Consider the following 14,154-nt stretch of genomic DNA (forward strand, 5'->3'; position numbering starts at 1 on the left):
ACCTTCGCAGATGAATTTCCAGCTGACCCAAGAACAAGAAATGTTGGTGGAAGCGGTACGCAGCTTTGTCGCCAAGGAGCTGTTGCCCCATGAAGAGGCGGTAGACCGCGCCGATGCCGTGTCGCCGGAGCTGGCCGCGCACATCCGCGGCAAGGCCATCGCCGCCGGGTTCTATGCCTTCAACATGCCCGAGGAGGTCGGTGGCGGTGGCCTGGACTACCTGTCCCAAGCGCTGATCGAGCGGGAATTGTCCAAGGTGTCCTGGGCCCTGCACGTGTTTGTCGCGCGGCCGTCGAAAATCCTCATGGCCTGCAAGGGCGAGCAGGTCAACGACTACCTGCTGCCCTGCATGCAGGGCGAGAAAATCGATTGCTTCGCGCTCACCGAGCCGGGGGCTGGTTCGGATGCCAACGCCATCAAAACCCGTGCCGTGTGCCAGGGCGATGACTTTGTCATCAATGGCAGCAAGCACTTCATCAGCCATGCCGGGCACGCCGATTTCGCCATTGTCTTCGCCGTTACCGACACCTACGAGCACAACGGTCGCAAGCGCAATGCAGTTACCGCCTTGCTGGTCGACCGCGGTACGCCGGGCATGACCATCCGCCGTGGCCCCAAGTGTGTAAGTAACCGTGGCTACCACACCTACGAGCTGTTCTTCGACGACTGCCGGGTGCCAGCCAGCAAGGTGCTGGGCGAAGTCGGCAAGGGCTGGGAGGTGGCCAACGCCTGGCTCACCGCGGGCCGGGTCATGGTTGCCGCCAACTGCGTAGGCCAGGCTCAGCGCGCCCTGGATCTGGCGCTGCAGTGGGCCGCCGACCGTAAGCAGTTCGGCCAGGCCATCGGCAGCTACCAGGGCGTGTCGTTCAAACTGGCCGACATGGCCACGCAGATTCGCGCCGCCGAAATGCTCACCCTGCACACCGCCTGGAAGATGGACCAGGGCAGCATGACCGACGGCGAGGCCGGCATGGCCAAGCTGTTCGCCAGCGAAGTGCTGGGCAAGGTTGCCGATGAAACCGTGCAGATTTTTGGCGGCATGGGCCTGATGGACGAAGGGCCGGTCGAGCGCATCTGGCGCAACGCGCGCATCGAACGCATCTGGGAAGGCACCTCGGAAATCCAGCGGCACATCATCGCCCGCGAACTGCTGCGCCCGCTGCTGCGCTGAGCGCCAGGAGAACACCCATGTCGCATTCGATTCGTCCCAACCTCAAGCGCCTGCTGGCGCCGCGGCACCTGGCTTTCGTGGGTGGGCGTAGCATGGCGCGGGCGCTCAAGCGCTGCGCCGAAGGTGGCTTTGCAGGCCAGCTGTGGCTGGTCAACCCACAGCATGCAAGCCTGGAAGGCATCCCCTGCGTGGCGCGTGTGGCCGACTTGCCCTGTGCCCCGGACGCGGTGTTCATCGCCACCAACCGTGAGCTGACCTTGCAGTGCGTGGCCGAGCTGGCCGCACGCGGCGCCGGTGGCGCCATCTGCTATGCCTCAGGCTTTGCCGAAAGCGGTGAGGAAGGGCGCCTGCTGCAACAGCGCCTGCTCGATGCAGCAGGCGACATGGCCTTGCTCGGCCCCAATTGCTACGGCCTGCTCGACTACCTGCACGGTGCCGCGCTGTGGCCGGTGGCGCATGGCGGCCAGGCGGTGGAGAAGGGCGTGGCGATCCTCACCCAGAGCGGCAACTTCGCCTACAACCTGTCCATGAGCGACCGCTCGCTGCCAGTGGCCTACATGGCCTCAGTTGGCAACCAGGCGCAACTGGGCGTGGCCGAACTGATGGACGTGCTGCTCGATGACCCACGGGTTACCGCCATCGGCCTGCACCTGGAAGGCTTGAAGAACGTGCCGGGCTTCGCCCGTGCCGCCTACAAGGCGTTGCAGCAGGGCACGCCGATCATTGCTTTGAAGACCGGCGTATCGCAGATCGGTGCCGAACTGGCGCTCAGCCACACCAGCTCGCTGTCTGGCGCCGACGCCTTGTACGACAGCCTGTTCCAGCGCCTGGGCGTGGTCCGCGTCAGTGGCCCGGTGAGCTTCGTCGAAACCCTCAAGGCCGCCGCCTGTGGCCGCTTGCCGGTGGACGGCGAGTTGATCGCACTGGCCTGTTCGGGTGGCGATGCTGGGCTGATCGCCGACTATGCCGAGCGCAACCAACTCAACTTGCCCAAGCTTGAGCCACAGCAGGTGGCGGCACTGGCCGAAGTACTGCCGGCCTATGCCAACCTGGTCAACCCGTTGGACTTCACCACGGCCATCTGGGGCGATGAAGCAGCCCTGCGGCGCATGCTCGACAGCACCCTGAGCGGTGCAGCTGGCGCGGCCATGCTGGTGCTGGACTACCCGGCGGCGTTCACCGGCGAACGCAAGGAATGCGACCTGCTGCTGGCGTTGTACTGCGATGCGCTGGAGCGCCATGGCAAGGTCGGCTTTGTCACCTCGGCGTTCCCGGAGCTGTTGCCGGCCTGCGCGCGCACGCGCTTGCACGCCCGTGGCATCGCCGCGTTGCAGGGCGTGGAAGATGGCCTGGCCGCCTGGGGGCGCATCGTTGCCTACCAGGGCCAGCGCCAGCGGCTGCTGGAGCAGGGCGAGGCCGCGCAGATACCGCTGTGCCCGCAGGCCTTGCAGGGCCAAGGCCGCCTGCTGGACGAGTGGCAATCCAAGCAAGCCCTGCGCGCCTTCGGCCTACCGGTGCCAGCCGGGCTATTGAGCACGCCCGAGCGTGCTGTGGCAGACGCCGCCCGTGTGGGCTACCCACTGGTACTGAAGGCGGTCAGCGCGCAGCTGCCACATAAGACCGAAGCCGGTGCGGTGGCGCTGAACCTGCGCGATGCCGCCGCCCTCGAAAGCGCCCTGGTGCAGATGCGCCAGCGCATTGCCGGCTACGCCCCGCATGTGGCGTTTGACCAGGTATTGCTTGAACCGATGGCCGAAGCGCCGCTGGCCGAGCTGATCATTGGCATCAAGCGCGAGCACAACTTTGCCCTGGCCCTGGTGATCGGCACGGGGGGCGTGTTGGTCGAGCTGCTCAAGGACAGCGTCAGCCTGCTGCTGCCCACCACCGACAGCGCTATCCGTACTGCGCTGCTCAGCCTGCGCAGTGCCAGCCTGCTGCAAGGCTTCCGTGGTCGCCCGGCCGCTGACCTGGACGCAGTGGTCGCGGCCATTCGCGCGGTGGCTGACTACGCCTGTGAAAACGCCGGGCACCTGCTGGAACTGGATGTGAACCCATTGATGGTCGGTGCCCATAGCACCACCGCGGTCGACGCTTTGATCCGTCTCGGCCAAGCGCAAGGAGAACGACATGCATGACCTGACCTTGACCGCCGGCCAGGCGCTGGTGCGGTTGTTGGCCCACTACGGCGTGGACACGGTATTCGGTATCCCCGGGGTGCACACCCTGGAGCTGTACCGCGGCCTGCCGGGCAGCGGCATCCGCCATGTGCTGACCCGCCATGAGCAGGGCGCCGGCTTCATGGCCGACGGTTATGCCCGGGTTAGCGGCAAACCGGGGGTGTGCTTCGTCATTACCGGGCCGGGCGTGACCAATGTCGCCACCGCCATCGGCCAGGCCTACGCCGACTCCATCCCGATGCTGGTGATTTCCAGCGTCAACCACACCGCCAGCCTGGGCAAGGGCTGGGGCTGCCTGCACGAAACCCAGGACCAGCGCGCCATGACCGCGCCGATCACCGCGTTCTCCGCCGTCGCCCTGCGCGGCGACGACCTGCCCGAACTGCTTGCCCGCGCCTGGGCGGTATTCGACAGCGAACGGCCGCGCCCGGTGCACATCTCGGTGCCGTTGGACGTGTTGGCTGCGCCGGTGAGCCGTGACTGGAGCGCTGAGGTGGTCCGCCGCCCAGGGCGGGGGCTGCCGTGCCGCACTAGCCTTGATCAGGCGGCCTTGAAGCTGGCCGCCGCCAAGCGGCCGATGATCATTGCCGGTGGTGGGGCATTGCACGCAGCTGCGCAGTTGCAGCAACTGAGCACCCGCCTGGCAGCGCCGCTGTTCACCAGCGTGGCCGGTAAGGGCCTGCTGCCAGCGGATGCCCCCCTCAATGCCGGTTCCAGCCTGTGCGTCGAGCCCGGTTGGCAGCTGATCAGCCAGGCCGACGTGGTGCTGGCCGTGGGTACTGAAATGGCCGACACCGACTTCTGGCGCGAGCGCCTGCCGGTCAATGGTGAGCTGCTGCGGGTGGACATTGACCCGCGCAAGTTCAACGACGTCTACCCCTGCGCCGTTGCCTTGCACGGTGATGCCCAACACACACTGGCCGCGTTGCTCGAGGACCTGCCAGAACTCAATCGTGACCCGGCCCAAGCCAGCGCAGCGGTGGCCAACCTGCGCCAGGCTATCCGCACTGGGCATGCACCGTTGCAGGCTATCCACCAGGCCATTCTTGACCGCATTGGCGCCGTGCTCCCGGACGACGCCTTCATCAGTAGCGACATGACCCAACTGGCCTACACCGGCAACTACGCCTTCGCTAGCCGGGCGCCGCGCAGTTGGCTGCACCCCACCGGCTACGGCACCCTCGGCTACGGCCTGCCGGCCGGCATCGGCGGCATGTTCGCCACCGATCACCGCCCAGGGCTGGTGCTGGTCGGCGATGGCGGTTTCCTGTACACCGCCCAGGAGCTGGCCACCGCAGTCGAAGAGCTGGACCGGCCGCTGGTGGTATTGCTGTGGAACAATGACGCCCTCGGCCAGATCCGCGACGATATGCTCGGCCTGCACATCGAGCCGGTGGGCGTGCTGCCGCGCAACCCAGACTTCATCGGCCTGGCCCGCGCCTTTGGCTGTGCGGTGCATCAGCCGCGTGACCTGGACGCGCTGCAGGCCGACCTGGCCTGCGGTTTCGCCACACCTGGCGTGACCTTCATCGAACTCAAACACACCTGCGTCTGCTAAGCCGCACACACCACAAACAAGAGAAACCACCATGCCATTTCGCCGTACCCTGTTGGCTGCATCCCTGGCCCTGCTGATCACCGGTCAGGCCCCGCTGTACGCCGCACCGCCGCTGTCGATGGACAACGGCACCACAGCCCTGACTGTGCAGACCAGCAACGCCTGGGTCGAAATCAGCGCCAGCGCGCTGCAACACAACATCCGTACCTTGCAGGCCGAGCTGGGCAGCAAATCCAAGTTGTGCGCCGTGCTCAAGGCCGATGCCTACGGCCACGGTGTCGGCCTGGTGATGCCGTCGATCATTGCCCAGGGCGTGCCCTGCGTGGCGGTGGCCAGCAACGAGGAAGCCCGCGTTGTGCGAGCCAGCGGCTTCACTGGGCAACTGGTGCGGGTACGCCTAGCCAGCCTTGGCGAAGTGGAAGATGCCTTGCAGTACGACATGGAAGAGCTGGTCGGTAGCGCCGAATTCGCCCGCCAGGTCGATGCTATCGCCGAGCGCCATGGCAAGACCCTGCGCATCCATATGGCGTTGAATTCCAGTGGCATGAGCCGCAACGGGGTAGAAATGTCCACCTGGTCCGGCCGTGGCGAAGCGTTGCAGATCACCGACCAGAAACACCTCAAGCTGGTGGCGCTGATGACCCACTTCGCGGTTGAAGACAAAGACGATGTGCGCAAAGGCCTGGCGGCGTTCAACGAGCAGACCGCCTGGCTGATCAAGCATGCCAAGCTCGATCGCAGCAAGCTCACCCTGCATGCCGCCAACTCCTTCGCTACCCTGGAGGTGCCGGAAGCGCGCCTGGACATGGTACGTACTGGCGGCGCGCTGTTTGGTGACACCGTGCCGACGCACACCGAATACCAACGTGCCATGCAGTTCAAGTCGCGCGTGGCGGCGGTGCACAGCTACCCGGCCGGCAACACCGTCGGCTACGACCGCACCTTTACCCTGGCGCGTGATTCGCGCTTGGCCAACATCACTGTTGGCTACTCCGATGGCTACCGCCGGGCATTCACCAACAAGGGCCATGTGCTGATCAACGGGCATCGTGTGCCGGTGGTGGGTAAGGTGTCGATGAACACGTTGATGGTCGATGTCACGGACTTCCCCGATGTGAAGGGTGGCAACGAAGTGGTGCTGTTCGGCAAACAGGCCGGGGGTGAAATCACCCAGGCCGAAATGGAAGACATCAACGGCGCGCTACTCGCCGACTTGTACACCGTGTGGGGCAGTTCCAACCCGAAGATCCTCGTCGACTGAAACCGCCATTGAAGGGAGATTGCCATGCGCTACGCCAAGCTCACCCAACGCATCGCCGGCGACGGGGCCGCGGCCTGGGACATCCACTACCGCGCCTTGGCGCTACAGGCCGAGGGCAAGGACATCTTGCTGCTGTCGGTGGGTGACCCGGACTTCGACACCCCCGCGCCAATCGTCGAAGCGGCCATCGGCAGCCTGCGTGCGGGCCACACCCATTATGCCGATGTGCGCGGCAAGCTGGCGCTGCGCCAGGCCATCGCCAAGCGCCACCAACAGCGCAGCGGCCAGGCCGTCGGCGCCGACCAGGTGACGGTGCTGGCGGGGGCCCAGTGCGCGCTGTACTGCGTGGCCCAGTGCGTGCTTGACCCAGGCGACGAAGTGCTAGTCGCCGAGCCTATGTACGTCACCTACGAGGCGGTGTTCGGTGCCTGTGGCGCCAAGGTGGTGCCGGTGCCGGTCAAGCCGGAAAACGGCTTTCGCGTGTGCCCGCGTGATGTGGCCGAGCGCATCACCCCGCGTACCCGCGCCCTGGCCTTGAACAGCCCGCACAACCCTTCGGGGGCGAGCTTGCCACGCGCCACCTGGGCCGCGCTGGCCGAACTGTGCGTCGCCCATGACCTGTGGTTGATCTCCGACGAGGTGTACAGCGAGCTGCTGTACGACGGCGAGCATGTCAGCCCCGGCAGCCTGCCGGGCATGGCCGAGCGCACGGCCACCCTCAACAGCCTGTCGAAGTCGCATGCCATGACGGGCTGGCGGGTGGGCTGGGTGGTTGGCTCAGCCGAGCTGGCCACCCACCTGGAAAACCTCGCCTTGTGCATGCTGTACGGCTCTCCGGACTTTATCCAGGACGCCGCCGTGGTGGCACTGGAGCAACAACTGCCCGAGCTGGCCAGCATGCGCGAGGCTTATCGGCAGCGCCGCGACCTGGTGTGCGAGCAGTTGGCGAACTGCCCGGGGGTCAAAGCACTGAAGCCCGACGGCGGCATGTTCGTGATGGTCGATATCCGCGAGACCGGCCTCAGCGCCCAGGCCTTCGCCAATCGCCTGCTGGACAGCCAAGGCGTGTCGGTACTCGCCGGCGAAGCCTTTGGCCCCAGCGCTGCCGGGCACATTCGTTTGGGCCTGGTGCTGGGCAACGAGGCCTTGGCCGATGCCTGCCGGCGTATCGCCTGCTGCGCGGCTGAGCTGATGCAGGCGCCGGGCCGTGCGTGAGCATGAGCCCCCCGTTGAAAGACATCCAGTCTGGTAAGGAGATCGTTTGTGAATGTACTGATCGTCCATGCTCACCCCGAGCCGCAATCGTTCACCGCTGCCTTGCGTGACCAGGCCGTGGAGACTTTTCGTGCCCAGGGCCACCCGGTGCAGGTCAGCGACCTGTACGCCATGGGCTGGAACCCGGTGGCCAGTGCCGATGACTTTACCCAACGCGAGAACCCCGAGTACCTGGTGTATGCCCTGGAGCAGCGCCAAGGGGTCAAGCGTGGGGCCATTGCCGCGGATATCCAGCAGGAGCTGGACAAGCTGTTGTGGGCCGACTTGCTGGTGCTGAACTTTCCGATCTTCTGGTTCTCGGCGCCGGCCATGCTCAAGGGCTGGATCGACCGGGTGCTGGTGTCGGGGGTGTGCTATGGCGGCAAGCGCTTCTACGACCAGGGTGGCTTGGCGGGCAAGAAGGCGCTGGTGACTGTGACCCTGGGCGGGCGCGAGCACATGTTTGGTGAAGGGGCGATCCACGGTCCACTGGACGACATGTTGCGGCCGATCTTGCGCGGTACGTTGGCTTATGTCGGCTTCGAGGTGTTGCCGCCGTTCGTGGCTTGGCATGTGCCTTACATCAGCGATGACGCCCGCCAGGGCTTCTTGCAGCAGTACCGGCAGCGGCTGGAGCAGCTCTCGGACGACCAGCCGCTGGTGTTTCCGCGGTTGGCGCAGTTCGATGAAGCGTTGTACCCGCTTTCGCCAAACCCTGGCTGAACCACGGGGCCGCGCCCACAGGTTGCGATTTGCTGGTTGGGGAGGTGGGGGCTCCAAGTGCATGCCTTGGGAACTGAGGTGATGCACAGATCGAGCGCCGCCCGCGCGGCGCTTGACCTCGAAGGCGATGAGATTATTGTGACAAGCACCTCACAGCCCAGTCGCTTTATCAGCGCGGGCCACTATTTTTTTGCCTAGCCGGCAGAAACCCCGGGCCAGCTCTACACTGCTGCCAAGACGGGCCTGGGCTATGTGCTACCACGCGGCCCCACTTGCTGCCTGCGAATGGCTTCGGCCTGCATGATCGTCCTGGCTGCTCCTTTCGAATCGCCACACATGGAGTACCTGCGATGGGCTGCGTGTCGACTGGTCGTGTTGGCAACTCCGGGCGTGGCCTTTCACTGCAGTGGCTGGTGGCGCTGGCCATCGTGCTGGGCATGTCGCTGCTTGGTGCTGCCCTGGCTTGGCAGGGTTATCACAGCATCCGCCAGACCTTGGTGGCTGCCGCGGGTGATGCTGCCCAGCAAATTGGCAAGACCATCGACGAGCGTGCCCGGCGCCTGATCGACCCGGCGCACAGCAGTATCCGCCTGCTCGCCTTCAACCCGACTGCGCAAACCCTGGCGCAGCGCTTGCAACGGCTGCCGCAACTGGTCGAGATGCTGAATGCCAACCGCATGCTCAGCGCCGCCTACATGGGCTACCCCAACGGTGAGTTCCTGCTGGTACGGCGCATCCGCGAGCCGCAATTGCTACAGCGTTACGCCGCACCGCCGGGCACGGCATTCCTGGTGCAAAGCGTCAGCCGCGAGGGCGCGGCGGTGCAGGGTGAGTGGCGCTTCTACGACCAGGCGCTGAACCTGCTGCACGCTCAGGCCAAACCCGAGTACCGCTACGACCCGCGCCTGCGCTCGTGGTTTGCCGAAGCCAGCGCCCAAACCACCACCGTGCTGACGCGCCCCTATGTGTTCTTCACCACCCGCGAAATCGGCTTGACCATGGCGCAACGCAGCGTCGACGGCGGGACGGTGATTGGCATGGACGTCTCGGTCAACGACCTGGCCAGCGAAACCCAGGACCTGCGCATGACCCCCGGTACCGAGATCGTCGTGGTCGACGACCAGGGCAATGCAGTGGCCTACCCAGACTTGCAGCGGGTAATCGTCCACGAAGGGCAGGCGGTGCGCCTGTCGCGCATTGGTGAACTGGGCATCCCCAGCCTCGAGCACCTTTACGCCGAGCTGCCACAAGGCGGCCAAGTGCAGCCTTACCAGGTCGACGGCCAGACCTGGTATGGCATGCGCGTGCAGCTGAGCACTCTGGCTGGGCAAGACCTGCAGGTGCTGATTGCCGTGCCAGGCCATGAATTGCTGGCCGGCGCGCGTGCGGTGTTGTTCGAGCAGTTGCTTTGGACCGCAGTGCTAATGGCTGTGCTGCTGGTACTCGGCGGCGTGCTCGGCCGGCGCATCGGTCGCCCCTTGCGGCTACTGGCCGAACAGGTGCGAGGCGTGGCCGGTTTTGATTTCAGCCGCGAAGTGGGGGTGCATTCGCGAGTGACCGAAGTGCGTGAATTGAGCCGTGTGTTGAGCCGCATGTCGGGCACCATCCGCAGCTTTCAGGCGATCACCCTCACACTCAGCCGTGAGCGCGACCTTGCGCGCATGCTCGACGGTGTGCTGACCCACCTGGTAGAGGCTGCCGGGGTCAACACCGGCGTGGTGTACCTGTTCGATGCCGAGCATGCGTTGCTGCGCCTGGCCGCCTCCTGCCGCGGCGAGCAATACCCGGGCGAGCTGCCCGTGGATGAGGCAGCCCAACCACACCTGGCGGCTGCGGTGACCCAAGCCCTCGGATTGCGCGAGCACAGCCTGGCAGTGGTGCTGAATGATCGCAGCCAGGCGCTGCTGGGTATTCTGGTGCTGCAACTGGGCGATGAACATGCCCACGAGCAGGTGGGCCAGCCGTTTCGGCGCTTTGTCGAGGAGCTGTCCGGGGTGGCGGCGGTGGCTATTGAAACGCGGCAAATGACCGAAGCCCAGCAACGCCTGCTGGATGCCATGATCAAGCTGCTGGCCGATGCCATCGACGCCAAGAGCCCCTATACCGGTGGCCACTGCGAGCGGGTGCCGCAGCTGGCGCAAATGCTGCTGGACCAGGCGGTGGCGGCCGACAGCGGCCCCTACGCCAACTTCAGCATGACCGAGAGCGAACGCTACGAATTTCGTGTGGCCGCCTGGCTGCACGATTGTGGCAAGGTCACCAGCCCTGAGTACGTGGTAGACAAGGCGACCAAGCTTGAGGGCCTGAACAACCGCATCCACGAGGTGCGCATGCGCTTCGAGGTGCTGTGGCGCGATGCCGAGTTGGCCTACTGGCAAGGCCTGGCAAGCGGTGCCGAACCGCAGGTCCTGCAAGCCACCCTGGCGCGCAGCCAGGCGCAGTTGCAGGAGGAGTTTGCCTTCATCGCCCAGGCCAATATCGGCGGTGAGTTCATGCAGGATGCCGACATCGAACGCCTGCAGCAGATTGGCCAGCGCCGCTGGCAGCGCCACTTCGACAACCGTTTGGGCATTTCCCGTGATGAGGCAGAGCGCTTTGCCGGCGTGCCGCCGCCAGTATTGCCGGTAGATGAACCGCTGCTTGCCGACCGCCCGGAACACTGCGTGCCTTGGGGGCCACGCAAGCCGCCGGTGGCCAAGGACGACCCGCGCAACCGTTGGGGTTTCGACATGCGCCTGCCGGCCCACGCCAGCAACCACGGCGAGCTGTACAACCTGGCGATCCGCCGCGGCACGCTGAATGACGAGGAACGTTTCAAGGTCAACGAACACATCGTGCAGACCATCATCATGCTCAGCTCGCTGCCATTCCCGCGCCAGCTCAAACGGGTACCGGCCATCGCAGGTAACCACCACGAAAAAATGGACGGTAGCGGTTACCCGCGCCGGCTAGCCGAGCGCGACTTGGGGATTGCCGAGCGGGTGATGGCGATTGCCGATATCTTCGAGGCGCTGACCGCGGCCGACCGCCCTTACAAGGCGCCGAAGACCTTGTCCGAGTCGGTGAAAATCCTGGTGTTCATGGCCCGCGACGGGCACATCGACGGGCAACTGCTGCAGCTGTTCCTGAGCAGTGGGGTGTACCGCCAGTATGCTGAGCGCTTTTTGCGCGCCGAGCAGATCGATGAGGTGGATGTGGCGTATTGGCTGGGGCAGATGCACTGCCCAGCCTGAGTACAAATCAGCCTCGGTGGATCGCTGCACATCAGCCAGTTAGCGGTCAGTGAGCGCTCACCTCATTCATACCCCTGCGCCCCGGCAATATGCCGCCCGGCCACATAGCCAAACGTCAGCGCCGGGCCCAGGTTGATGCCGCCAGACGGGTACCAACCACCAAACACACTGGCCATGTCTGTGCCCGCTGCATACAGGCCAACGATCGGTTGCCCAGCCTCATTCAGCACCCGGGCATGGCCGTCGGTTCGTAGCCCGGCAAAGGTACCAAAACAGCCGGGCTGTACCTTCACCGCGTAGAACGGCCCATGCTCGATGGGCGCCACACAAGGGTTGAGCCCCTTGTGCTGCGGGTCGCCCTGCTTGCGGTTGAACGGCGTGGAGCCGCGACCGAATGCCGGGTCCTGGCCGTTGCGGGCATGGCGGTTGAAGTCGCTGACCGTGGCCCGTAAACCGTCAGGGTCGATGCCGCAGGCGGTAGCCAACGCTTCGAGCGTGGCGCCTTGCTTGAGGTAGCCGCTGCGCACATGCGGCCACACCGGCAGCGGTGCCGGGCGGGCATGGCCGAGGCCATAGCGGCGCAGGAAGCGATGGTCGCAGACCAGCCACGAGCACACTTCCTCATGCTGTGGCACCGCCGCGATCATGGCCGACACGTAGTCATAGTAGCCATGCGCTTCATTGACGAAACGCTTGCCGTTGGCCAACACACCGATGATGCCCGGCTTGCCGCGCTCGATGATGTGCGGGAAGTGGCCGACACTGCCGTCGCGGTGCGGCACTTGCGAAACCGGCGCCCAGGCCACCGGCGACTTCAAATCGGTGGCGACCACACCGCCGGCCGACTCGCCCAGGCGCAGGCCGTCACCCGAGCAACCCTTGGGGGGCAGGGCCAGGTTGTCGTGGCCGCTGGCATCACGCGGGAACAGTTGCCGGCGCCGGGCGTTGTCGTTGGGGAAACCACCCGCCGCAAGCACCACGGCCTTGGCGCGGATCAGTAGCTCGCCTTGCGGCATCGCCACCAGCGCCCCGCGTACCTGACCATCCTCGACCAGCAGGCGTTTGGCCGGCGCTGACTCCTGCAGCTGCACACCCAGGTCCTGTGCCGACTTGGCCAGGCGTGCCACCAGTGCCACGCCGTTGACCAGGTGCATCGCCCGGCCATACCGGGCCAGGTGGTACAGGTGGCGGCCAAAGCGTTTGCACACATGCAGCAAGGCCTTGGGTGAGCGGGTCATGTTGAGGAACGCGGCAAGGTCGGCGCCGGCCATGATCGGCATGCCCATGAATGATGTTTCGCGCAGGGTCTTGCGCAGGCGTGGCAGCAGCGCGCCCACCTCGCGGGCGTCATAGGGTGCGGCAATCACTTGGTGCCCGCCTTGGGCCGCGCCCGGCGTGTCGCCATGCATGTCCGGGATGGCGTTGCCGTCGGCAAACTGCAACGCCGTGTGCTTTTCGAAAAACGCCACCATGTGCGGGCAGGCCTCGAGAAACGCGTCGACGCGCTCGGCGTTGTAATAGGCTCCCAGCTCATGGCGCAGGTAGGTGCGCGGCTGCTCGATGTCTTCCTCGATGCCGGCCCGGCGTGCCAGCGGGTTGCGTGGCACCCAAGCCCAACCGCCGGACCAGGCCGTGGCACCACCGAGCACCGGTTCTTTCTCTACCACGATCACCTTCTGCCCATGCCAGGCAGCCGTCACCGCCGCAGCCAACCCGGCGGCGCCAGAACCTATGACCAGTACATCGCATTCGGTTTGCAAGGGAGCGGAAGGCATTACGGGTTTCCTGTATTGTTATTGGAACAAGGTTCCACATTCTTATCGGCAGGGCATCGGCCCGCAAGGGTGCCGCGGTCAACACGGGCCGGAAATGGGCGATAACCGGACACTTCGTGCGGCCCTGGCTGCGATGGCTGTCGAGGCTGTGGAATCATCTTCTAGAATTCGAAAATTTCAGGGACCTGTGTCATGGCTGGTAGTCAGATCGAACGCGCCTTCAGTCTTGTAGAAAGCCTTACCGGTGAGCCGCAGGGGTTGGCACTGCAAACCCTGGCCGAGCGGCTGGACATCCCTAAGAGCGCCGCCCACCGCATGCTCACCGAACTGGTGCGGCTGGGCTATGTGCGGCAGAACCGGGACAACAGCCGCTACCAGCTGTCGGCCAAGTTGGTGGCACTGGGCTTTCGTTACCTGGCCAACAGCGGGGCCGACATCATCCAGCCGATTCTCGACCGCCTCGCCCAGGACAGCGGCGAGTTGGTACGCCTTGGTGTGATCGACGGTGGTCGCCAAACCTGGATCGCCAAGTCCCAGGGCGCCCGCTCCGGGCTGCGTTACGACCCAGACATGGGCCGCGACGCGCCACTGTTCTATACCGCATCCGGGCATGCCTGGCTGGCCAGCCTGGACGATGAGCAGGCGTTGCAAATGGTGCTGCGCCAGGGCATTGCCGACCCGGCGCAGTTCGGCCCGAATGCACCACGTTCCACCGACGAGTTGCGCACCTACCTGCACCGCGCCCGCGAGCGCGGTTATGCCTGGGTCGAAGAAACCTCGGCCATCGGTACCGCGGCCTTGGCGGCGGTGGTGCGGCGCCCGCACAGTGGCGAGGTGATCGGCGTGCTGAGCATCGCCGGGCCCAGTGCCCGCCTGGCGCAAAGCCGCTTGGCAGAGCTCGCGCCGCTGTTGCTGGCGGCGGCGCAGGAGCTATCGGCGGCCAGCCCGGCCAGCGAGCTCTTCGCCTGAGGGCACGTTACTGGTCGATTACCGCACAGTCTG

At 65.5% G+C, this 14,154-nt stretch carries 9 protein-coding genes; 8 read left to right on the forward strand and 1 reads right to left on the reverse strand.

Annotated elements, in window-relative coordinates; all coding sequences use genetic code 11:
* The first annotated feature begins 10 nt into the window (after positions 1-10).
* The 7 genes from DV532_RS10425 (at position 11) to DV532_RS10455 (ending at position 11,377) form a co-directional block, all read left to right on the forward strand.
* Positions 11-1,171 carry an acyl-CoA dehydrogenase family protein gene (locus tag DV532_RS10425; protein WP_056800802.1) on the forward strand — a complete coding sequence of 387 codons (1,161 nt, stop codon included), beginning with the start codon at positions 11-13 and terminating at the stop codon, positions 1,169-1,171.
* Between the two features lie 17 nt (positions 1,172-1,188).
* Positions 1,189-3,306, forward strand: a complete 2,118-nt coding sequence (locus DV532_RS10430; protein WP_056800804.1) for an acetate--CoA ligase family protein — start codon at positions 1,189-1,191, stop codon at positions 3,304-3,306.
* Positions 3,299-4,906 (forward strand): 5-guanidino-2-oxopentanoate decarboxylase, encoded by a 1,608-nt coding sequence (locus DV532_RS10435; RefSeq protein WP_056800806.1) that lies wholly within the window; start codon positions 3,299-3,301, stop codon positions 4,904-4,906. Before DV532_RS10430 ends, DV532_RS10435 begins: the two co-directional genes overlap by 8 nt.
* Positions 4,907-4,937: 31 nt before the next feature.
* A complete protein-coding gene (gene alr / locus DV532_RS10440; RefSeq protein ID WP_056800808.1) occupies positions 4,938-6,167 on the forward strand; it encodes an alanine racemase in 1,230 nt (409 codons plus the stop codon).
* Positions 6,168-6,191: 24 nt separating this feature from the next.
* Positions 6,192-7,382, forward strand: coding sequence for a pyridoxal phosphate-dependent aminotransferase (locus tag DV532_RS10445; RefSeq protein WP_056800809.1), 1,191 nt, complete (start codon positions 6,192-6,194; stop codon positions 7,380-7,382).
* Between the two features lie 48 nt (positions 7,383-7,430).
* Positions 7,431-8,144, forward strand: coding sequence for an NAD(P)H-dependent oxidoreductase (locus DV532_RS10450; RefSeq protein ID WP_056800812.1), 714 nt, complete (start codon positions 7,431-7,433; stop codon positions 8,142-8,144).
* A gap of 350 nt (positions 8,145-8,494) precedes the next feature.
* The gene (locus DV532_RS10455; RefSeq protein ID WP_056800814.1) at positions 8,495-11,377 is read left to right on the forward strand and encodes an HD domain-containing phosphohydrolase; all 2,883 of its coding nucleotides are present in this window, start codon (positions 8,495-8,497) and stop codon (positions 11,375-11,377) included.
* A 62-nt stretch (positions 11,378-11,439) separates the two neighbouring features.
* Here the strand turns inward: DV532_RS10455 and DV532_RS10460 are convergent, their stop codons facing one another.
* Positions 11,440-13,152: an FAD-dependent oxidoreductase gene (locus DV532_RS10460; protein WP_056800815.1), complete on the reverse strand. Its 1,713-nt coding sequence runs from the start codon at positions 13,150-13,152 to the stop codon at positions 11,440-11,442.
* Between the two features lie 192 nt (positions 13,153-13,344).
* Between DV532_RS10460 and DV532_RS10465 the strand changes: the two genes are divergently transcribed.
* Positions 13,345-14,121, forward strand: coding sequence for an IclR family transcriptional regulator (locus tag DV532_RS10465; RefSeq protein ID WP_056800817.1), 777 nt, complete (start codon positions 13,345-13,347; stop codon positions 14,119-14,121).
* Positions 14,122-14,154: the final 33 nt, after the last annotated feature.

The sequence above is a fragment of the Pseudomonas sp. Leaf58 genome, assembly GCF_003627215.1.
In the GTDB taxonomy this organism is placed as follows: Bacteria; Pseudomonadota; Gammaproteobacteria; order Pseudomonadales; family Pseudomonadaceae; genus Aquipseudomonas.